Annotated in this window: 30 protein-coding genes; 25 read left to right on the top strand and 5 right to left on the bottom strand. The window is 65.8% G+C overall.

Translation table 11 applies throughout. The features are described 5' to 3' along the window. Positions 1–3: 3 nt before the first annotated feature. From AX018_RS01320 to AX018_RS24535, 5 genes are all read right to left on the bottom strand, one after another. Complete coding sequence (locus AX018_RS01320) at positions 4–360, bottom strand: DUF2513 domain-containing protein (protein WP_111875456.1); 357 nt, start codon at positions 358–360, stop codon at positions 4–6. Further along, positions 357–551, bottom strand: coding sequence for a hypothetical protein (locus AX018_RS01315; RefSeq protein ID WP_111875455.1), 195 nt, complete (start codon positions 549–551; stop codon positions 357–359). The genes AX018_RS01320 and AX018_RS01315 overlap by 4 nt, the downstream gene beginning before the upstream one ends. 65 nt (positions 552–616) lie before the next feature. Next, positions 617–1,138, bottom strand: a complete 522-nt coding sequence (locus tag AX018_RS24545; RefSeq protein ID WP_146749192.1) for a DUF4124 domain-containing protein — start codon at positions 1,136–1,138, stop codon at positions 617–619. Further along, a complete protein-coding gene (locus AX018_RS24540) occupies positions 1,135–1,539 on the bottom strand; it encodes a hypothetical protein (protein WP_146749191.1) in 405 nt (134 codons plus the stop codon). The genes AX018_RS24545 and AX018_RS24540 overlap by 4 nt, the downstream gene beginning before the upstream one ends. A gap of 2 nt (positions 1,540–1,541) precedes the next feature. Further along, positions 1,542–1,949 (bottom strand): helix-turn-helix domain-containing protein, encoded by a 408-nt coding sequence (locus AX018_RS24535; protein WP_146749190.1) that lies wholly within the window; start codon positions 1,947–1,949, stop codon positions 1,542–1,544. Positions 1,950–2,048: 99 nt separating this feature from the next. Here AX018_RS24535 and AX018_RS01310 point away from each other — a divergent pair, with 99 nt between their 5' ends. The 25 genes from AX018_RS01310 to AX018_RS01195 all read left to right on the top strand — a co-directional run bounded on the left by AX018_RS01310 (position 2,049) and on the right by AX018_RS01195 (position 16,488). Further along, the gene (locus tag AX018_RS01310; RefSeq protein ID WP_111875454.1) at positions 2,049–2,288 is read left to right on the top strand and encodes a helix-turn-helix domain-containing protein; all 240 of its coding nucleotides are present in this window, start codon (positions 2,049–2,051) and stop codon (positions 2,286–2,288) included. Further along, positions 2,285–2,563 carry a hypothetical protein gene (locus tag AX018_RS01305; protein WP_111875453.1) on the top strand — a complete coding sequence of 93 codons (279 nt, stop codon included), beginning with the start codon at positions 2,285–2,287 and terminating at the stop codon, positions 2,561–2,563. Before AX018_RS01310 ends, AX018_RS01305 begins: the two co-directional genes overlap by 4 nt. Then, positions 2,560–2,895, top strand: a complete 336-nt coding sequence (locus tag AX018_RS01300; RefSeq protein WP_111875452.1) for a winged helix-turn-helix domain-containing protein — start codon at positions 2,560–2,562, stop codon at positions 2,893–2,895. The genes AX018_RS01305 and AX018_RS01300 overlap by 4 nt, the downstream gene beginning before the upstream one ends. 23 nt (positions 2,896–2,918) lie before the next feature. Next, positions 2,919–3,953, top strand: coding sequence for a hypothetical protein (locus AX018_RS01295; RefSeq protein ID WP_146749189.1), 1,035 nt, complete (start codon positions 2,919–2,921; stop codon positions 3,951–3,953). Positions 3,954–3,992: 39 nt separating this feature from the next. Continuing rightward, a complete protein-coding gene (locus tag AX018_RS01290; protein ID WP_170146158.1) occupies positions 3,993–5,795 on the top strand; it encodes an integrase catalytic domain-containing protein in 1,803 nt (600 codons plus the stop codon). Next, positions 5,795–6,811, top strand: a complete 1,017-nt coding sequence (locus tag AX018_RS01285; protein WP_111875449.1) for an ExeA family protein — start codon at positions 5,795–5,797, stop codon at positions 6,809–6,811. Before AX018_RS01290 ends, AX018_RS01285 begins: the two co-directional genes overlap by 1 nt. Before the next feature lie 2 nt (positions 6,812–6,813). Then, complete coding sequence (locus tag AX018_RS24530; RefSeq protein ID WP_146749188.1) at positions 6,814–7,122, top strand: hypothetical protein; 309 nt, start codon at positions 6,814–6,816, stop codon at positions 7,120–7,122. 175 nt (positions 7,123–7,297) lie between these two features. Next, positions 7,298–7,510, top strand: coding sequence for a hypothetical protein (locus AX018_RS01280; protein ID WP_111875448.1), 213 nt, complete (start codon positions 7,298–7,300; stop codon positions 7,508–7,510). After that, complete coding sequence (locus tag AX018_RS24525; RefSeq protein ID WP_146749187.1) at positions 7,507–7,695, top strand: hypothetical protein; 189 nt, start codon at positions 7,507–7,509, stop codon at positions 7,693–7,695. Before AX018_RS01280 ends, AX018_RS24525 begins: the two co-directional genes overlap by 4 nt. Before the next feature lie 11 nt (positions 7,696–7,706). Continuing rightward, entirely contained in the window at positions 7,707–7,967 is a 261-nt protein-coding gene (locus AX018_RS01275; protein ID WP_146749186.1) for a hypothetical protein, read from the top strand. A 15-nt stretch (positions 7,968–7,982) separates the two neighbouring features. Beyond that, positions 7,983–8,597 carry a DUF3164 family protein gene (locus AX018_RS01270; protein ID WP_111875446.1) on the top strand — a complete coding sequence of 205 codons (615 nt, stop codon included), beginning with the start codon at positions 7,983–7,985 and terminating at the stop codon, positions 8,595–8,597. Next, on the top strand, positions 8,594–8,974 hold the full coding sequence (locus tag AX018_RS01265; RefSeq protein WP_111875445.1) for a DUF2528 family protein: 381 nt from the start codon (positions 8,594–8,596) through the stop codon (positions 8,972–8,974). Before AX018_RS01270 ends, AX018_RS01265 begins: the two co-directional genes overlap by 4 nt. Further along, the gene (locus AX018_RS24520; RefSeq protein ID WP_146749185.1) at positions 8,971–9,579 is read left to right on the top strand and encodes a hypothetical protein; all 609 of its coding nucleotides are present in this window, start codon (positions 8,971–8,973) and stop codon (positions 9,577–9,579) included. Before AX018_RS01265 ends, AX018_RS24520 begins: the two co-directional genes overlap by 4 nt. Then, positions 9,576–10,007, top strand: a complete 432-nt coding sequence (locus AX018_RS25115) for a hypothetical protein (protein ID WP_170146155.1) — start codon at positions 9,576–9,578, stop codon at positions 10,005–10,007. The genes AX018_RS24520 and AX018_RS25115 overlap by 4 nt, the downstream gene beginning before the upstream one ends. Positions 10,008–10,016: 9 nt before the next feature. Beyond that, positions 10,017–10,910, top strand: coding sequence for a recombination-associated protein RdgC (locus AX018_RS01245; protein WP_111875442.1), 894 nt, complete (start codon positions 10,017–10,019; stop codon positions 10,908–10,910). Then, a complete protein-coding gene (locus AX018_RS01240) occupies positions 10,907–11,395 on the top strand; it encodes a hypothetical protein (protein ID WP_146749184.1) in 489 nt (162 codons plus the stop codon). The genes AX018_RS01245 and AX018_RS01240 overlap by 4 nt, the downstream gene beginning before the upstream one ends. Then, positions 11,392–11,643, top strand: a complete 252-nt coding sequence (locus AX018_RS01235; protein ID WP_111875440.1) for a hypothetical protein — start codon at positions 11,392–11,394, stop codon at positions 11,641–11,643. Before AX018_RS01240 ends, AX018_RS01235 begins: the two co-directional genes overlap by 4 nt. Position 11,644: 1 nt before the next feature. Beyond that, positions 11,645–12,088 (top strand): regulatory protein GemA, encoded by a 444-nt coding sequence (locus tag AX018_RS01230; RefSeq protein WP_111875439.1) that lies wholly within the window; start codon positions 11,645–11,647, stop codon positions 12,086–12,088. Next, positions 12,081–12,512 (top strand): Mor transcription activator family protein, encoded by a 432-nt coding sequence (locus tag AX018_RS01225; RefSeq protein WP_111875438.1) that lies wholly within the window; start codon positions 12,081–12,083, stop codon positions 12,510–12,512. The genes AX018_RS01230 and AX018_RS01225 overlap by 8 nt, the downstream gene beginning before the upstream one ends. 47 nt (positions 12,513–12,559) lie before the next feature. After that, positions 12,560–13,735: a peptidase gene (locus AX018_RS01220; RefSeq protein ID WP_146749183.1), complete on the top strand. Its 1,176-nt coding sequence runs from the start codon at positions 12,560–12,562 to the stop codon at positions 13,733–13,735. A gap of 34 nt (positions 13,736–13,769) precedes the next feature. Next, entirely contained in the window at positions 13,770–14,708 is a 939-nt protein-coding gene (locus tag AX018_RS01215) for a major capsid protein (protein WP_111875436.1), read from the top strand. Continuing rightward, positions 14,708–15,196: a hypothetical protein gene (locus AX018_RS01210; RefSeq protein WP_111875435.1), complete on the top strand. Its 489-nt coding sequence runs from the start codon at positions 14,708–14,710 to the stop codon at positions 15,194–15,196. The genes AX018_RS01215 and AX018_RS01210 overlap by 1 nt, the downstream gene beginning before the upstream one ends. Further along, complete coding sequence (locus AX018_RS01205; RefSeq protein WP_111875434.1) at positions 15,186–15,512, top strand: capsid cement protein; 327 nt, start codon at positions 15,186–15,188, stop codon at positions 15,510–15,512. The genes AX018_RS01210 and AX018_RS01205 overlap by 11 nt, the downstream gene beginning before the upstream one ends. Positions 15,513–15,517: 5 nt before the next feature. Next, positions 15,518–16,024 carry a phage protein Gp36 family protein gene (locus AX018_RS01200; protein WP_111875433.1) on the top strand — a complete coding sequence of 169 codons (507 nt, stop codon included), beginning with the start codon at positions 15,518–15,520 and terminating at the stop codon, positions 16,022–16,024. Continuing rightward, positions 16,024–16,488, top strand: a complete 465-nt coding sequence (locus AX018_RS01195) for a phage tail terminator protein (protein ID WP_111875432.1) — start codon at positions 16,024–16,026, stop codon at positions 16,486–16,488. The genes AX018_RS01200 and AX018_RS01195 overlap by 1 nt, the downstream gene beginning before the upstream one ends. The last annotated feature ends 17 nt before the right edge of the window (positions 16,489–16,505 follow it).

Raw genomic sequence — 16,505 nt, 5'->3', positions numbered from 1 at the left:
GCATTAAAGGGGCAGGCTGGGCAGGCCGCGCGTGATCTCAGCCTTGAGGTAGTCCAGCAGAACGCCGAACGTCCATGAACCTGTGGGCTTGATCACATTGTCCTTGGCCTTGCGCCACAACGTGTCTTCCTTGATGGCGTCAGCGAAATCCTGCCCCGCCCACGTCAAGCGCCAGGCAATGGCTGCTGTGGTGCGTTGCTGCACCACCTGAACCGCCGCAGTCACCAAGCCCGCCTCATCGAGCAATCGGACATGTTCGGCGAATACGGCAGGGTCAACGCCATCGACGCCATTCACCGCACGCTCCGATTCCCGCACCGCCAGCACGATCTGGCGGATCACATCCATGTCGCGCTTCATTGCGGATCGCCGGGCTGTTGTTGCCGAACTCCTTCCCGATACCCCGCCTGCCAGGCAGCCCACAGGGCATCTTCCAGAAGTGTCTGCATGGCATGCAAACCATCCACGTCCTTGCGTTGCTCGGGCAGGGAGCCGGGCTGGAGCATCCAGGTGCGGAACTTGAGGTATTGCTGTTCGTCGGCCTTGAACATAGGCACTCCTAAACTTGTCTTGCAATCCGTGGCTTTGCCATCACCCTGCTCACCAACACTGCGCATCAGTTGATAGAAGATAAGACTCCATCCTTCAAACATGCCGCCTGCACATCACCCATCAGCAAGGTCATGTTGCTGTTGCGTTCGTAGTGGTTATAAGTCTCCGTGAAAACACCGTCGTAGACCCAGAATGGTTTGGAACCAACGTAGCCGCCATAGCTGTTCTTCGCGTTCAGTTCTCCGCACGTCATCACGTATGTTTTACCCCGACCGTTAAAGCTGTAGGCGCGCACGTTCGAGAACTTCGCGCTGTCGGGATCCTTTAGGCGCTGCTTTGCCAACACCATGCCAGCGTATGCAATTTCTTGCACACGTTCAGGCGGCAGTTCTATGGACTTGAAGGGCATCTGCTGGGCTTGGCCGCTGCCGTTCTGCTGTTGCAGTTTTAACGCTTGAACGGTCTCACTGGCCGAACATGGGCCATCTTGGTACACGGTCTTTCCATCGGGCCCCTTGCATTTGTTGATAGCCCATGCGGGTGCAACGAGCAGCATGGCACTCACGACGATGCTCTGCTTGATCATGTTCTTTCCCTCCCTCGTTCTTCGTTGCGCCTGACTGTTTCGACATAACTGCGAAGCCGTCGCAATTGTTCGGGCGTCAACTCCACCACCATTGCAGTTTGAAATTCTCGGCGCATGAAGTCCAGAACCCGCACCCGCACCTTGCGATCGAGTGGCTTCATGAGAGTCAGCACTTCTTTGTGCGCCGCAGTGGCTGCTGGCCGCGATTCGTCGTTCTTTGCTGGCGATTGATTTTCTGCCTGCACAGACGACGGCGCATAGAAATGGTGATGCGTGACATGTGTCACGTTTTGAACGGGCCCTTGCACCGTGCCCATTTGTACCGATCCGCTGCCGGTGCTTTCTTGTTTCGGCATCAGGCTGGCGATCCAGTCTCTGAGCCACTTTGGAATCAAACCCACTCCTACCTCCTACGTTTCACCGGCGCCCTTTCAATGCTGCCGATTTGAATCGCTCCATTACCGCTGCTGTGCTGGCTATGACTGCCTCCAACTTGAGTGGGCACAGGGGCACCAAGCAACGCACCAAGTGCTGCACGGCGCGCGTCTTTTGATGCCTCACGGAAGTACTCCAGCATCAGTCTCTCTTCAGCAGAGAAATCGTTGTCACGTCCACCAGTGAGTACGTAACGGACATCCACGCCAGCCAGCACCATGCCAGCAAGCGTCTTCGCGCCAGGTTCAGCGCCCGCCTCGTACTTCGCCCACATCTCGCGCCGAACGCCCGCCATGTCCGCAGCCTTCTGCTGGGAAAAACCTAGGCGGCCTCGCTCTTCGCGGATACGCGCCCCCATTTGCTCATCAAGATGCACAAAAACCCCTTGACTTGTGCATCTCAATGCACAAGAATTCAACTTAACCCAGCAATTTACTGCTGCCAGCTAAACAAGTTGAGTGAAGGGTAACAGACCATGCACCCCGAAGAAATCAAAGCGGCAATCCGAATGAAGGACACAACGCCTGCGGCGATTGCCGATGAACTGAATGTGTCCCGATCGATGGTGTCGCACGTCATCAACGGCAAGGCCAAAAGCGCACGTATCGCGCGTCGGATCGTGGATATCACCGGCCTCTCGATGGACAAGCTCTGGCCGACCAATGTCAAGACCTCGAAGCTCCGCCGCGCTCGCGCTGCGGGAGCAGTGGCATGAGCCCCGATCTGCGTGCCTTGCGTCGCCGGCTCAATGCCGCTGCCTACGCGCTGCTCAACGAGGAAATCGTCCGCCTCGACTGCGAGTGCGAGCGCCTGCGCGCCGAGAACGAATCGCTCAGAACCCAGCTTTCATGGGCCGAGGATTGCGCTGAGCGCTGGCGGGAAGACGCCATCGAAGCCATCAATGCGCAGGCCGATTTGGAAGGTGGCGCAGTGGGCCTCACGCAGGCTGGCCAGTTGGTGGTGATCCCCACCGCCGGAGCACATGCATGACCCGCGCCACCAACTACACCAACGCAGCCCAGCAGCGCCTGCTCCAACTCATCGACCTCTTGGCCGGACATGAACTGCAGGGCCTCGCGCCTGCGGAAATCGCCAAGGCCCTGAACGTCAGTGCCAGCGTCGTCACCCGTGACCTCGACAACCTGCGCACCGCCGGCTGGGCCGAGCAGACGCCCCAGGGCCGCTGGCGCCTGGCGCCCCATGTGATCGAGATCAGCGAGCGCTATGCCGCCGGTGTGCGCGCCAGCGTGCAGGGCCTGCTCGATACCACCCAGCGCTACGGCCAATCAGCCGGCGTGCGCGGCATGTTCGCCGCCCCTTGAGTCCCATCGAAAGACCCCCGTATATGACAAGACAGCAGATGACCGGCGCGCAGATCGAAACGAAGTCCTTCAAGGACAAGGCCGGGCGCAAGCCGTCGCCTGCCGCCGCACCCGTGGTAGTGGAAACCGATTTGGCGCCCGTGACGCAACTGGTGGCCGCAGCCGATGCGCGTGCCGAGCGCGTGCGTGCCATTGCAGCGCAAGTAGGTTATCAACTGCCTGGCGATGCCACCGAACCCGACCTGATCCAGCGCGACATTGCCGCGAACATGCGCCGCAGCGTGGAGGCATGCTTGGAGGTGGGGCGCGGTCTGGCAGCGCTCAAAGCGGCATGCGATCACGGGGAATTCGGCAAGCGACTGCAGGTGCTGGACATTGACGGGCCGGTGGCGTCCCGGTTCATCCTGGCTGCCTCACGGTTCTCAAATTTGCCGCTGGCGACAAATTTGACCAAGGCCATAGGCACCCAATCCAAGCTGTTCGAGCTGCTAGTGCTGGATGCCGAAGAGGTGCAGGAGTTGGCTGCAGGCGGCGAGGCGCGCGGTCTGGACGCCGACGAAATCGCAGGCATGACGCGTAACGAACTACGCGAGGCGCTCAAGGAGTCAAAGGCGGTGCTCGCCGCTAAGGACAAAGTGCTGGCCGACAACGCCACCAAGATCAACGAGCAGGCCCAGGCGCTGGAATTGGCACGCAGCGAGAAGTTCACGCCCGCGCCCGGCAGCGTGGCCCGCACCAAGGCAGAGGCGGTGCTGCTCAAGGAGGTGTTCACGCAGAGCTTGCGCATCAACGCGCGCATGCGTGCCCTCTTCGGTGCCGTGGATGGCGCTCTAAGCGACAGCGGGGGCAACGCCAGCGAAGCCGTGCAGCAGGCCGCGCGCGCCAGCGTTCAGTACCTAGCGCAGCAGTTCGCAGACATCGCGCGGGAGTTCGACATCGCGATCGATCTGGATGAACGCATCGACCCGCCCTGGACTGCGGAAGACGAGGCCGCCCTGCAGCTGCTTGCGGCCAAGAACGCCGCAGAAGACCAAGCCGCTCGCCGCCCCACCAAGTAATGGCCCTGGCCCATTCCAAGCCCCATGGAGACCCTCCGCATGGAAACCCTGATTGCCGCCGCGCATGAATGCGCCGCCGCCAAGCATGGCGAGCTTGGCGGCATCATCGACCGCGCTGCGCGCGTGCTGGATCTGTCGCCCCAGCGCACGCACACCCTGGTGACAAAGACGGCCCGCAGCCTGGGCCTGGCCACGCCGCGCAAAAAACGGGTGGATGCGGGCGAGAGCTCGGTGACCGACGCGGACCTGGACGCCATTGCCGGTGTGCGCTGGAAAGACCTGCGCAACGGCAAGCGAATGATCACGCTGGAAGAGACGATCAACATGCTGCACCAGGAGGGCAAGATCAGTGCCCGCCTGTCGGCCAGCCATGTGGGCAAGCTGCTGCGCCAGCGCGGGCTGGACGTGGACAGCTTGGCCGCCCCCGCGCCGCACGTGCGCATGCGCACCGAGCATGTGAATGCGGTGGTTCAGGTGGATGCCTCGGTCTGCGTGCTGTACCGCGCGCCGAGCGGCGAGCTGCGCCTGATCGAGGAAGGCGGCGTCCACTACAAGAACAAGCCGCAGAACCTGGTGCCGGTCTTGGACAAGCTGCTCACGCGCTTCGTGGCCGTGGAGCATGCCAGTGGCTGCATCGCAGCGCGCTTCTATGTGGGCGGTGAAACCACCGAGAACCTGCTGGACTTTCTGATGTGGCTGGTCACCCAGCGCCACGGCCCCCAAGGCGAGCCCATGCCCTTCCATGGCGTGTTCTACACGCTCTACAGCGACCAGGGCGGCATGTTCAAGAGTGGCCCCGTGCGCAGCTTTTGCAGCGCGATGGGCATCCGCCAGCAGTGGCATGCCCCGGGCAACAGCCGCGCCACGGGCAGCGTGGAAGTGGCGCAAAACATTTTCGAGCGTGGCTTTGAGAGCCGCCTGCGCTTTGTCGACCGCGCCAGCATGAGCGTGCCCGTCCTCAACGCCCTGGCCGAGCAGTGGATGCATGCCTTCAACGGCACCAAGAAGCACAGCCGCCACAACATGACGCGCTATGCCGCCTGGAGCACCATAGGCGCGGAGCATCTGCGCCTGGCGCCGAGCATGGAGGTGATGCGCAGCCTGCCCGCCAGCCTGGCGCAGCCTCGCCAGGTGAGCGGCAACAGCACGGTGAGCTTTGCCCTGAAGGGCCAGGGCAGCCGCGATTACGACGTGCGCTACGTGCCGGGCGTGAGCCCGCGAGACAAGGTGCTGGTGTGCGTGAACCCGCTGGCCGCACCCGCCGTGCGGGTTGGCGTGACGGACCGCGACACGGGCGAGATCGTCTGGCACGACGTGCAACCGGTGCCAAAGGGCTTCATGGGCTACCAGGCCAGCGCCCCGGTGTTGGGCCAGGATGACTACCAGGCGATGCCCGCCACTCCCGCGGATGAGCGGCGCGCGCGCATCCGGGCCAAGGCCTATGCCAAGGATGGCAAGCCTGCCACGGCGACCGAAGCGCAGGCTGCGGAGAAGGCTGGCGCCACGCCCTACCAAGGGCAGTGGAATCCGTTTGCCGACATCCAGGCGCGTGCGGCCGGCCTGCCGCAGTTCCTGCAGCAGCGCGGCACACCGCATGTTCCCCATTCAACCGAAGTGCAGCGGGCTCGCCTGCCCGTGGCGGCCGCTTGCCAGCGCCTGCGCGCTGCGCTGGGTGATGCATACGACGCCGGCACCTACGCCTGGTTGACGCAACAGCATGGCGATGCAGGCGTACCCGAAGACGTGGTGGATGGCCTGATCGCCGCGCATGAACAGCGTGTCGCTGCGGCCTCCGAGGTCACGCCCGCCGCGCCCGGCCTGCGCGCAGTGGGAGGCATCTGATGCGCCCCAAAAAAGTTGACCTCGCCAGGTTGCAGCCCGGCGAGGTCGCCCCCGAGAGCCCCGTACCCAACGAAACCCGACAGGAGGAAGAGCCGATGTTAATACCCGAACCCATTTTGAGCGCGCAGGCGGTGGAGCACTTCAGGCTGCACGCGCGAAATCCCTTCCAGGGCGAAGTCCTGGCCGACGCCGACATGTTCACGAGCGGCGAGATCGGCTACATCCACCAGGCCGCCTGGCAGGCCGCCATCGGCGGCGGCGTGGTGGCCGTGGTCGGCGAGAGCGGCGCGGGCAAGACCACCATGCTCGATGCCATGCGCGAGAAGATCGTCCGCGAGCACCTGCCAGTGGTGTGCATCCGCCCCAGCGTGGCGGCCATGGAGGAGAGCGAGTCCAAGGGCTCCCCCCTGCGCACCGCCGATCTGTACGTCGCCATCGCCTACGCGCTGGACAAGAAGGCGCGCGTGCCGCAGAACGCCCAACGCCGCAGCCAGTTCGTGCGGGAGCTGCTGGAAGAGAGCACCAAGCAGGAGCGCCAGCACCTGCTCATCATCGAAGAAGCGCATGCCACCCCGGCCACCACGCTCAACCAGCTCAAGCGGTTGAACGAGGAAATGCGTCTCGGCCGTCGCTACATGCTGGGCGTGCTGCTCATGGGGCACCCCGAGCTGGAAAAGAAGCTCACGCGCCATGACGTGCGCGAGAGCATGCAGCGCACGGCCATCGTGCGGTTGAACCCGCTGGGCGCGCACCTGGCAGCGTACCTGCAGCACCGCGCCAAGGCAGCGGGTCGGGCGCTGGACGAATTCATCACCGCCGAAGGCGTCGATGAACTCAAGTCCCGTCTGACCGTGCAACGCGGCCCCCGCACCGCGCCGCTGTCCATGCTGTACCCGCTGAACGTGAACAACTGGCTCACGCTGTGCCTGAACACCGCCGCGGCCATTGGCGCGCCGCGCGTGGACCGCGACGTGGTGCGCGTGGCGCAGCCCGACGTGCTGCAGGAGGGGAGCTGACCATGGCCGCAAAACGCAAGCCCCGAGGCCACGAGCGCCTCTTCTCGCTCTCGAACGGCACCAGCGTCAGTCTGGAATGCGCGCATGCGTTGCTGGGTGGGCGATTCACCAAGTTTCTGTGGGCCAACCTCTATGACCAGGCGGGCCGTGAAGTTGCCAGTGCGTGCAAGTTGCTCCCAGGTGAAACGCGCTGGCATTCGTGCCGGGCCATCGATGCCAGCGGGCCGATGCAGGAACTGCTGCGAGATCTGATGCCCCATAGAGGGCAATGGGTTCGCATTCAGTTCGCCTACCGGGTGGGGGGCGCTTGACCATGCGCTGCTACCTCGTAGAAGTCCGATTTTCGGACGGCACCGTGTGCACGCTCCACGGCATCTTTCCTTCGGACGGTGCCGCCATCCTGGCAGGGCTGGGCCTGCCAGGCGACCCCCAGCGCGCGGTGGTGCCGCATCGGGAGGCTGCATGAGCCGGCGCCGCAAACATCCCTTGGCGGCATTCGTGCTGTGGCTCGGCGTCTCGCTGGCCTGCAGTCTGCTGGCCCTGGCGCTTGTGCTGCTGGGCACCTATGACCATGGCGACCAGCTCGACAACGCTCACCGCGCCGGCATGGTGCTCGGGCAGCAGCTGTGCCAGGGCTTCCGTGCCGAGGCCGAGCGCGCCCCCAGCCCGGCGGCGCGCCGGCAGAAAGGCCTGCTGTGACCCGAGCCCCCACCGGCCGCCCGCGCGGCTCCCGCAATCGACCAAAACCGGTGCAGAACAACCTGGTCGAGCCCGCGCAGTACGACCGCATGCGCGCGCCGATCTGGACCACCAACCCGGCACCGGCAACGCGCGCCGGGGCCGATGACCACAAACACATTGCCAGCCGCGGCTGGCGCTGCTGAAAGGACCGCACATGGATCAATCAACACCTGAGCAGCGCGAGGCCTTTCGGGCTGCTGCTACCGACATGGGCCGCCAGATCGTCCAGGCCATCGAGGGTCCGCAATCCCCTTGGATTGTGATGGAGGCGCTGTTCCTGGTCCACCGGATGACCGTCTTGCAACTGTCGCCCGAGCAGATCGGCATTGCAGCGATGGCAACGGCCTCCTACGCCGGCGAATTGATGAAGGCCAGCGCCAGCGGTGGCGCCCCGCAGAACCAACCCATCCACTAACGAACGGAGCGAGCAATGGAAGCAAGCACCCTCCCTGCCGGCTACTGGCAAGATGCCAACGGCAACCTCATCCCCGAATCCAAGGTCAAGGACATCGACAAGCTGCGCCACCAAGTCGTGGTGGATCTGTGCCGCATGGCCGAGCAGCACCAGTCCAGCCTGTCCCTCTTCAAGGCCCACGCCATGCAGGAGGTCGCCGCCCTGGTGGCGACCAGCATGGAGCAGTACGGCGTGCGCGCCGGCGGCGAGAAGGGCAACGTCACCCTGCCCAGCTACGACGGGAAGTACAAGCTGGTGCGCCAGATGCAAGACAAGATCGTCTTTGGCGAGCAGCTCATGGCCGCGAAGGTGCTGATCGACGAGTGCGTCCACGAATGGGCCGAAGGGGCCAACGACAACATGCGCGCACTGGTGAACCACGCCTTCCAGACCGACAAGGAAGGCAAGATCAACACCGGTCGCGTGCTGGGCCTCCGCCAACTGAACATCACCGACACGAAGTGGCAGAACGCCATGCAGGCGATCTCTGACAGCATGCAGACGGCCAGCACCAAGCCCTACGTGCGCTTCTACAAGCGCAACGATGCCGGCGGCTACGACCCCATCACTCTGGACGTGGCGGCCGTATGAGCAATCAATGCACCTATACCGTGCGCGCCACCTGGTTCGGCGACGCGGAGGTCACCCTGCAGGTGGACCTCGACATCCTTACGCCTGAGCTGGCCGCCGAGATCAACGGCTTCTGGTCAGAGGATGACAGCCGGCTCGCGGCCGAGGACGGAAACGTCCTGCTCGCGGTCGTCCGCATGTTCGGCCAGGCCGCCATCCGCTATTACATGGGAGACGGCGGCGCCTCCTTCGGGCCAACGGCCGATCCGTACCACACGGCTGCCGTGATCGAGCACGAGGGCGAGGGCTGGCCTGAGGTGGATAGCCTGGGCATCCTCATCACTGCGGCAGAGGTGTCGGTGGTGGACTATGACGACGTGACGCTGGAGGCCGCATGACCAGCGCGACCTACACCCCCCGCTCAGGCAGCGTGGTATCGAGGGTGATCGAATTCCTCGAAGCCAATCCCGATGAGCAGTTGGATGCGGATCTGATCTCCGCAAAGTGCGAATGCGATCGGCGCAATGTCCACACCCTGCTCGGTCCAGCGGTCCAGGCCGGGCTGCTGCGCCGCACGGAAGAAATACCTACGGGCGAACTGGTCTACACACTCGGCACAGGCAAGCCGGTGGCCGAGGGATCGCCAGCAGGCAGCGGCTTCCACGGCTGGCTGGATCGCAAGGGCCAACAGTCCGAAGAGGGGCGACCGAAGCGCAGTCCGGCTACACCGGCGCCGGCACCAGCCGCACCGCCTGCCGTCCGGAGGTCGCCCGCTGCGCCGTTCCTGATCAAGGTGGACAAGGACGTGCCGCTGCCAAGCCGGCGCCCGGCCATGGATTGGACGCCGCTGCTCGACAGGCTGGAGGTCGGCGATTCGTTCACGGTGCCCTATGCCGCCCGCTCGTCCATCAGCAGCGCCCTCAAGGCTTACAAGGATGAGACGCAAAAGGTCTTGGCCAGCCGCACGCTGGGCTCGGAGATCCGTGTGTGGAGGACCAAATGATGGACAACCCTTTCAAGGCCGGCATCCATGCCGGTGTCCAGACCTACTACGGCACGGTCGAGGATCGGGTCAACGCCGTGGCCCGCTTTGACCGATCACAGTGCGAGGCCGCCCTGCAGGTGCCCGCGCTGCAGAAGACCGTCGCCGCTGCAGTGCAGCGCCGGATTCGGTGGCTCGACAAGGTGGTGACCCGCATCCACTTTGAGGACTGTGGCCAGGACTTCCTTCATTGGGAGCTGGACTCCAAAGGCAAGGTGATCGGCTGCGAGCCGTTCCAGGCATCCGTGTGGTGCGGTAAAGAGGTCGTGCAACCCGGTCGGCTGGCCGTGGGTGACCTCGTCCATTTCTACGAATCGCAGGGCAAGACCTTCCGCCACATCCGGTACCGCGTCGCCAAGGTCGAGCGCTTTTCCAAAAACCCGAGCTGAGGCACCACCATGTTCAAGGAAATGATCATCTACTCCCTCGGCACTTTGGCCGCCACGCTCGACCAGGCAGAGGAAGCATTGCAGCGCACGCCGTTCGCGGAATGTGGGCCCACGCAAGAGAAGTCCATCGGCTGGGTGGCGCCGCGCGGCGAGCTGCACGGCGCGCTGGTGGAATCCATCAATGGCCACTGGATCATGCGCCTGATGGTGCAGACCAAGACCGTTCCCGGCAACGTGCTGGCCGCCAAGGTCAAGGAAAAGGCCGAGCGCATCGAGCAGGAGACCGGCCGCAAGCCCGGCAAGAAGGAAAGCAAGGAGCTGAAGGAAGAGGCCCGGCTGGACCTGCTGCCCATGGCCTTCGCCAAGCAGGCCGCCACCTGGGTCTGGATCGACCGCGAGGCCAGCCGCCTGGTGGTGGCCACCAGCAGCCAGGCGCGCGCCGACGAGGTGGGGACCCTGCTGGTGGAAGCGCTGCCCGGGCTGTCGCTCGCGCTGCTGGACACATCAACCTCGCCGCAGGCCGCGATGGCGCACTGGCTCACCGAGCATGAGCCGCCCGAGGGCTTCAGCATCGACCGCGAATGCGAGCTGAAAAGCGACGACGAGTCCAAGGCCGTGGTGCGCTACGCCCGCCACCCGCTCGACATCGACGAGATCCGTGAGCACATCGCCGCCGGCAAGCTGCCCACCAAGCTCGCGATGAGCTGGGACGACCGCGTCGCCTTCGTGCTCACCGAAGGGCTGCAGATCAAGAAGGTGTCGTTCCTCGACACGGTGTTCGAGGGCCGGGGCCAGGACGACAGCGGCTTCGACGCCGACGTGGCGATCGCCACGGGCGAGCTCTCCAAGATGATCTCGGACCTGGTCGAGGCGCTGGGCAGCGATGCAGGAGGTCGCGCATGACCGCATATGCCGCTGGGTACAAATTGGAACGGGGTACAGGCGCCTGGGAGTGGCTGGGTAATACCACGGCCACCCCCCGGGCTGAAAATGGCCTGTACGGCCCAAAATCGCCGCCGGCCGATTTGCTGGGCTTCGTGCGTGATTGGTCGGTGTCCGAGGCGTCGCTCATGCTGGGCCTGGGCCGCGGCACGGTCGCCCGGCTGCGCCACGGCTATTGGCCCACCGACCCGCGCAAGATCGAGCGGGCGTGGAGCCGTTACAAGGCCCAGCGTGGCGTGATGGCTTCTTGGTTCCTGCGCCGGGTCTACCCCGGCGGCATCGTGCGGCACGCTGGGCGGGCCTGGGGTGGCATGCCGCTGGCCGGTCGCACCGGCCAACTGCTGGCCGTAGCCCGTGAGGCTGGCGGTGGCCTCGTGGCACAAACGCTGGAGTTGCCGGCCGAGCGCCTGCCCCTGTTGCTGGTGCAGAGCGGAGGCGCAGCATGACGCGGAGTCTCATCGTGCGTACTGCCTCGGTGACGGGCGCGGCATGCGGTGTCCTGGGTGCGCTGTTGCTCGCAATGCCTGCCTTGCCTGGCTGGGGATTCGGAGCGTTCACCGCGAGCAATGTGGCCTGGCTGGTTGCGAGCCGGCTTCAGAGGCAGACTGCGTTGCACCTGCAGCAGTGGGTGTTTCTCGGCTGTTCGCTGCTGGGCCTGTGGAACTGGTGGCTGGCGCCGCTGCTGGGGCGCTGACATGGCAGACCACACCGCCGCCATCCACGTCCTGAAATCCAAGTTGCAGTTCACGGACGATGACTACCGCGCGCTGATCAAAGGCCTCACGCTCAAGAGCAGCAGCAAGGAGATGACGGATGCAGAGCGCCGCCAGGTGCGTGATCACATGCAAAACCTTGCCGAGCGCATGGGCGTGGTGCCGACCACCACGCGCCGCCGCCCGCTGACGCGCGAGCAATTCGCCCAGACCAAGGCCGCGGCGAGCCCGCGCGAACGCAAAGTGTGGGCGCTGTGGCACCAACTGCACCGCGATGGTCTGGTGGACAACCCCAGCCGCGCCGCCCTGGACGCATGGGTGCAGCGCCAGGTCGGCGTGTCGTCGCTGCGATTCGCCTCGGGCGCACAGTTGGACACGCTGATCGAGGCGCTCAAGGCTTGGCAGCAGCGAGGGGCACATGGCTGACCTGGCCGCGCTGCACGCCATCCTGCCTCTGGGTTTTCCGGCGGCGATGGCGGAGATCGCCGAGCAGCTCTACCTGCAACTGCTGGAGGAGCCGATCGCGCGCGACCGCGCCGACCGCGAGCATGCGATGGCAGCCACGGCCTTCCGCCTGGTCGAGCGTCTCAGTGCCGAGCTGGGTGGAGTGAATCTGTACCTGCACAAGGGCGTGGGCTACCGTCTCACGCCGCGCAACCGCCAGATGTGCGATGAGTTCCGTGGCGACTACAAGGCGCTGGCGCGCAAGTACAAGCTCTCCGAGCAGCAGGTGCGCAACATCGTGGATACGTGGCAGCGCGAGGCCTTCCTGCAAAAGCAGCGTGATATGTTCGGCGCGCAGTCCGAAACCCGCCCCTCGCGCGCGCGTGGGTCGAGGCAGAAACACTAAAACGCTTTATTTAGCGCGGCCGGGCGCAACGCCCGACATTGGCGGCCATGACGCAAGCCGCCGCACCCGCCAAACCCCTGCACATCTTCAGGCCCGGACGTTGGACCACCACGCACGGTGAGCCCATCGAGTTCAGCGCCACCGACCTCGCCGCCACCGCGGCGGCCTACGACCCCAAGGTTTCCAAGGCCCCGTTGGTGGTGGGCCACCCCAAGACCGATGACCCGGCCAAGGGCTGGGCGGTTTCCCTCACCTCCAACGGCCGGGGCCTGTTCGCTGCCGCCGACAAGGTCGACCCCGAGTTCGCTGCCGCCGTGCGCAGCGGTGCATACGGCACCGTCAGTGCCAAGTTCTATCGCCCGACCGACGCAGGCAATCCTGTCCCGGGCGTCTGGTATCTGCGCCACATCGGGTTCTTGGGCGCCCAGCCACCGGCGGTCAAAGGCTTGGACGATCCCGAGTTCGCCGAGGACGACGGCTGCGTCTGCTTCCAGGAAGGCGTGGCCTTCGGTGAATGGGACGGCATGACCAACGCCAACCTCTGGCGCAACCTGCGCGAGTGGATCTTGGGCAAGTTCGGCCAGGACGACGCCGACAAGGTGCTCCCAGGCTACGACGTGCGCGCGCTGGAGCTCGGCGCGCAGGAAGACATCAACGGGCACCGCGCCGAAGCCGACCTTGCCCCGGCCTTCGCCGAAGGCGCCGCATCTCCCTCAACCACCACCCCAAAGGAGTCCCCAGTGACCGACCAGGAAGCCGCGCAGTTGCGCGACCAGAACGCCGCGCTGCAGCGGCAATTGCAGGAAGCCCAGCGGCGCGAGAAAGATCGCGCGACCGAAGCCGTGAAACAGGGGAACGCCGAGTTCGCCGAGTCCATGGCACGCGAAGCCCGCATCCCGTCCTCGATGCGCGGTCAGGTGGCGGCCATCGGTGCGTACCTGCAGGCCACGCCTAATGTGGAGTTCGGCGACGGCACCGACAAGAAGCCGATGCACGAGGCGTTCCGCGACCTCGTCCGCGCACTGCCCCCGGCCGTGGAATTCGGCGAGCAGGCGCAGCGTGCGCGGGCCGCAGACGACGCGGATGACGGCACCCCGGCCGCAGAGTTCGCCGAAGGCGCCGATCCCGCGCGCGTGGCGCTGGACAAGCGCATCCGCGCCCATGCCAAGCAGAACGACATGAGCTACGCCGCCGCGGCCCACGCCGTGATGCGCAGCAAGTGACCCGATCCGAACCCAACCCCCAAAGGAGCGACACATGGGACGTTTGAGCAACCTGCGCGTGGTGGACCCGGTCCTGAGCGCGCTGGCCCTGGGCTACAGCAATGCCGAATTCGTCGGCGACCAGCTGCTGCCCTTCGTGGAGGTGGACAAGGAAGGCGGCAAGATCCCGACGTTCGGGCGCGACGCCTTCAAGGTCTACAACACCGAACGCGCCTTGCGCGCGGAATCCAACCGCATCGTGCCCGAGGACATCGGCGGCATCACGGTGTCGCTGGATGAGCACGATCTGGAGTACCCGATCGACTACCGCGAAGACGCCGAGGCGGCCTTCCCCCTGCAGGCGCATGCCACGAACCGGGTGGTCGAAGGCATTCGGCTGCGCCACGAAAAAATGGTGGCGGACATGGCGCAGAACCCGGCCAGCTACCCCACCGGCAACAAGATCGCGCTCTCGGGCAGTGACGTGTTCAGCGATTCCGGCTCCGATCCGGAGGGCGTGGTGGATGACGCCAAGGCCGCCGTGCGCAACAAGGTGGTGAAGGAGCCGAACACGATGGTGATCGGCTACCGCAGCTGGCGCGCGCTCAAGCGGCACCCGAAGCTCAAGGCCATTCTGAGCGACACCCGGTCGCGCCTGGTGCAACTGGCCGACCTGCGCGAGATCTTCGAGATCCCGAACATCGTGGTGGGCCGGGGTGTGTATGCCAGCGATGCCGGCACCGTGACGGACATGTGGGGCAACACGCTGGTGCTGGCCTATGTGCCGCAGGCGGCACCGTCGAAAGCGGGCGATGCGCCCGTGCGATCGGCCTACGAGCCGAGCTACGGCTACACGCTGCGCAAGAAGGGCAACCCGGTGGTGGACACCCGCCTGGGTGGTGGCGGCAAGCTGGAGCTGATCCGCAACACGGACATCTTCAAGCCCTTTCTGCTCGGCGCCGAGGCGGGCTTTCTCGTGACGGGGACCGTGTGATGGCCGCGGCAAAGAAGACCCCCCCGCCGGCGCAACCGCCCGTCGCAGACGATGCAGCCCCTCCGCCCGAGCATGTGGCCCAGGACGACGGCGCCCAGGCGCTGGCCTCGCAGGCCTCCACACCGTCCCTGGAGACGCCGCAGGCCGCGCCGGCAGACGCTGAGCGCGATGGCGCTGACGAGGCTCCCGCCACCCAGCCCGAGCACGTGGCCCAGGACGACGGCGCCCAGGCGCTGGCCCCGCAGGCCTCCACACCGTCCCTGGAGACGCCGCAGGCCTCGCCGGCAGACGCCGAGCGCGATGGCGCCGACGAGGCTCCCGCCACCCAGCCCGTGACGCGGACCTACTTGGTGAGCGCCGTGCCGATCCGCCATGACGGCCGCAGCTACGACGTGGGCTACGACATCGAACTGACCGATGCCCAGGCGCAGCGCCTGGGCGGCCTCGTGATCCCGATCCCTGAAGGAGCAACCACCCATGCTGACTGAAAAAATCCTCATGGCCACCTCCGTGCCTGCCACCACGGCACTCGTGCGGCAGCGCCTCGTGAACTTCGACGGCGGCCAGGCCGGCGCGGCCGATGCTGCGCTCGGCGTGGCGAACGCCAACTACGACCCGGGCGAGCAGGCCGGTGTGGGAACGCATGGCGAGATCCTGGTGGAGGCTGGCGCGGCAGTCGCCAAGGGCGCGCAGGTCCAGCCCGACGCGCAGGGCCGTGCGATCACGCTCGCCTCGGGCGTGGCCTTCGGCCGGGCCCGTGACGCCGCCACCGCGGCGGGCGAATTCATCCGGGTGCTGCGCTGACCACCATGGCTGCCTACGCATCGACCATCGACCTGGTCAACGCCGCAACCGAGGGCTGGCGCGAGTTGGCCCAGCGTGCGGCGCCCGAGGCCGTGCTCGATGCCGACCTGCTGCGCCTGGTGGCGACCGCCGGTGACGTGAGCGACTGGAATGCCGACGCGATCGCGGTGGCGGCAACGGCCCTGGCACGTCTTCAGGATGCCCTGGAGCGTGCCAGCCGCCATGCCGACACGTACTTGTTCCCCCGCTACCGCGCCCGCATGCCGCTGCCCGCCGACCTGGTGCAAGGCAGCAGCTTGCCCGGTGCCGTGGCCGCCATCGCGCTCAAACGCCTCTACGGCACCTCGGTGCCTGAGGACCTGCGGCGCGGTTCTGCCTGGGCCGACCAATACCTGACGGATCTGAGCAAGGGGGTGGTGAGCCTGGGCGGCGCTGACACCGAGGTGGCGCAACCGGCGGGCCACATGGTGACGCGGGCGCCCCGCGGCACGTTCGACTGGGAGCGGTACTGATGTCTTCCCCTGCACCGCACCCCAACAACTTCCTTGCGCCCGAGCAGCACATCGTGGCCGAGCTCAAGGAAGCGCTGGCGGGCCTGGACCCTGCCGTGCACGTGCTGACGGCAAAGGACCTTGCAGCAATCAAGGAAGAGCACCAGCCCACCCCTGCAGTGCACGTGGTCTGGAACGGCTTCAAGGTGCTTGAGGCCCGTGCCGATGGCGCCGCTGCGCGGCTGGACCACACCTGGTTGATCGTTACCGCCGTCAAGAACGTGCGCACGCTCAAGACGGGCCAGGCCGTGCGCGACGAGGCCGGCGAGCTGGCCGCGCGGGCCGGTGCGGCGCTGATGGGTTTCCGCCCTCCGAACGTCGCCGGCCCCATGCGCTTGGCACCCGCGCCAGGCTCGGGCATCAGCCCGGCCGGCTTCATGTACTTGCCGCTCGCCTTCCTGGTCGAGACGGTCTTTCAACGTTGAATTTTCCAAGGAGCCAT

Origin of the sequence: Paracidovorax anthurii, from assembly GCF_003269065.1 — a bacterium.
Lineage (GTDB): Bacteria > Pseudomonadota > Gammaproteobacteria > Burkholderiales > Burkholderiaceae_C > Paracidovorax > Paracidovorax anthurii.
The sequence above is the reverse complement of the archived record's forward strand: the minus strand, read 5'-3'. Positions and strand labels throughout refer to the sequence as shown.

What these genes read in the sequence shown, in the direction of transcription:
- AX018_RS01295 (WP_146749189.1), top strand. Translation starts at nt 2,919, where the DNA reads ATGACAAGACAGCAGATGACCGGCGCGCAGATCGAAACGAAGTCCTTC.
- AX018_RS01240 (WP_146749184.1), top strand. Translation starts at nt 10,907, where the DNA reads ATGACCGCATATGCCGCTGGGTACAAATTGGAACGGGGTACAGGCGCC.
- AX018_RS01215 (WP_111875436.1), top strand. Translation starts at nt 13,770, where the DNA reads ATGGGACGTTTGAGCAACCTGCGCGTGGTGGACCCGGTCCTGAGCGCG.
- AX018_RS01290 (WP_170146158.1), top strand. Translation starts at nt 3,993, where the DNA reads ATGGAAACCCTGATTGCCGCCGCGCATGAATGCGCCGCCGCCAAGCAT.
- AX018_RS01305 (WP_111875453.1), top strand. Translation starts at nt 2,285, where the DNA reads ATGAGCCCCGATCTGCGTGCCTTGCGTCGCCGGCTCAATGCCGCTGCC.
- AX018_RS01310 (WP_111875454.1), top strand. Translation starts at nt 2,049, where the DNA reads ATGCACCCCGAAGAAATCAAAGCGGCAATCCGAATGAAGGACACAACG.
- AX018_RS01265 (WP_111875445.1), top strand. Translation starts at nt 8,594, where the DNA reads ATGAGCAATCAATGCACCTATACCGTGCGCGCCACCTGGTTCGGCGAC.
- AX018_RS01320 (WP_111875456.1), bottom strand. Translation starts at nt 360, where the DNA reads ATGAAGCGCGACATGGATGTGATCCGCCAGATCGTGCTGGCGGTGCGG.
- AX018_RS01315 (WP_111875455.1), bottom strand. Translation starts at nt 551, where the DNA reads ATGTTCAAGGCCGACGAACAGCAATACCTCAAGTTCCGCACCTGGATG.
- AX018_RS01230 (WP_111875439.1), top strand. Translation starts at nt 11,645, where the DNA reads ATGGCAGACCACACCGCCGCCATCCACGTCCTGAAATCCAAGTTGCAG.
- AX018_RS25115 (WP_170146155.1), top strand. Translation starts at nt 9,576, where the DNA reads ATGATGGACAACCCTTTCAAGGCCGGCATCCATGCCGGTGTCCAGACC.
- AX018_RS01300 (WP_111875452.1), top strand. Translation starts at nt 2,560, where the DNA reads ATGACCCGCGCCACCAACTACACCAACGCAGCCCAGCAGCGCCTGCTC.
- AX018_RS01210 (WP_111875435.1), top strand. Translation starts at nt 14,708, where the DNA reads ATGGCCGCGGCAAAGAAGACCCCCCCGCCGGCGCAACCGCCCGTCGCA.
- AX018_RS24530 (WP_146749188.1), top strand. Translation starts at nt 6,814, where the DNA reads ATGGCCGCAAAACGCAAGCCCCGAGGCCACGAGCGCCTCTTCTCGCTC.
- AX018_RS01200 (WP_111875433.1), top strand. Translation starts at nt 15,518, where the DNA reads ATGGCTGCCTACGCATCGACCATCGACCTGGTCAACGCCGCAACCGAG.
- AX018_RS01205 (WP_111875434.1), top strand. Translation starts at nt 15,186, where the DNA reads ATGCTGACTGAAAAAATCCTCATGGCCACCTCCGTGCCTGCCACCACG.
- AX018_RS24545 (WP_146749192.1), bottom strand. Translation starts at nt 1,138, where the DNA reads ATGATCAAGCAGAGCATCGTCGTGAGTGCCATGCTGCTCGTTGCACCC.
- AX018_RS01225 (WP_111875438.1), top strand. Translation starts at nt 12,081, where the DNA reads ATGGCTGACCTGGCCGCGCTGCACGCCATCCTGCCTCTGGGTTTTCCG.
- AX018_RS24520 (WP_146749185.1), top strand. Translation starts at nt 8,971, where the DNA reads ATGACCAGCGCGACCTACACCCCCCGCTCAGGCAGCGTGGTATCGAGG.
- AX018_RS01220 (WP_146749183.1), top strand. Translation starts at nt 12,560, where the DNA reads ATGACGCAAGCCGCCGCACCCGCCAAACCCCTGCACATCTTCAGGCCC.
- AX018_RS01235 (WP_111875440.1), top strand. Translation starts at nt 11,392, where the DNA reads ATGACGCGGAGTCTCATCGTGCGTACTGCCTCGGTGACGGGCGCGGCA.
- AX018_RS01245 (WP_111875442.1), top strand. Translation starts at nt 10,017, where the DNA reads ATGTTCAAGGAAATGATCATCTACTCCCTCGGCACTTTGGCCGCCACG.
- AX018_RS01285 (WP_111875449.1), top strand. Translation starts at nt 5,795, where the DNA reads ATGCGCCCCAAAAAAGTTGACCTCGCCAGGTTGCAGCCCGGCGAGGTC.
- AX018_RS01195 (WP_111875432.1), top strand. Translation starts at nt 16,024, where the DNA reads ATGTCTTCCCCTGCACCGCACCCCAACAACTTCCTTGCGCCCGAGCAG.
- AX018_RS01275 (WP_146749186.1), top strand. Translation starts at nt 7,707, where the DNA reads ATGGATCAATCAACACCTGAGCAGCGCGAGGCCTTTCGGGCTGCTGCT.
- AX018_RS01270 (WP_111875446.1), top strand. Translation starts at nt 7,983, where the DNA reads ATGGAAGCAAGCACCCTCCCTGCCGGCTACTGGCAAGATGCCAACGGC.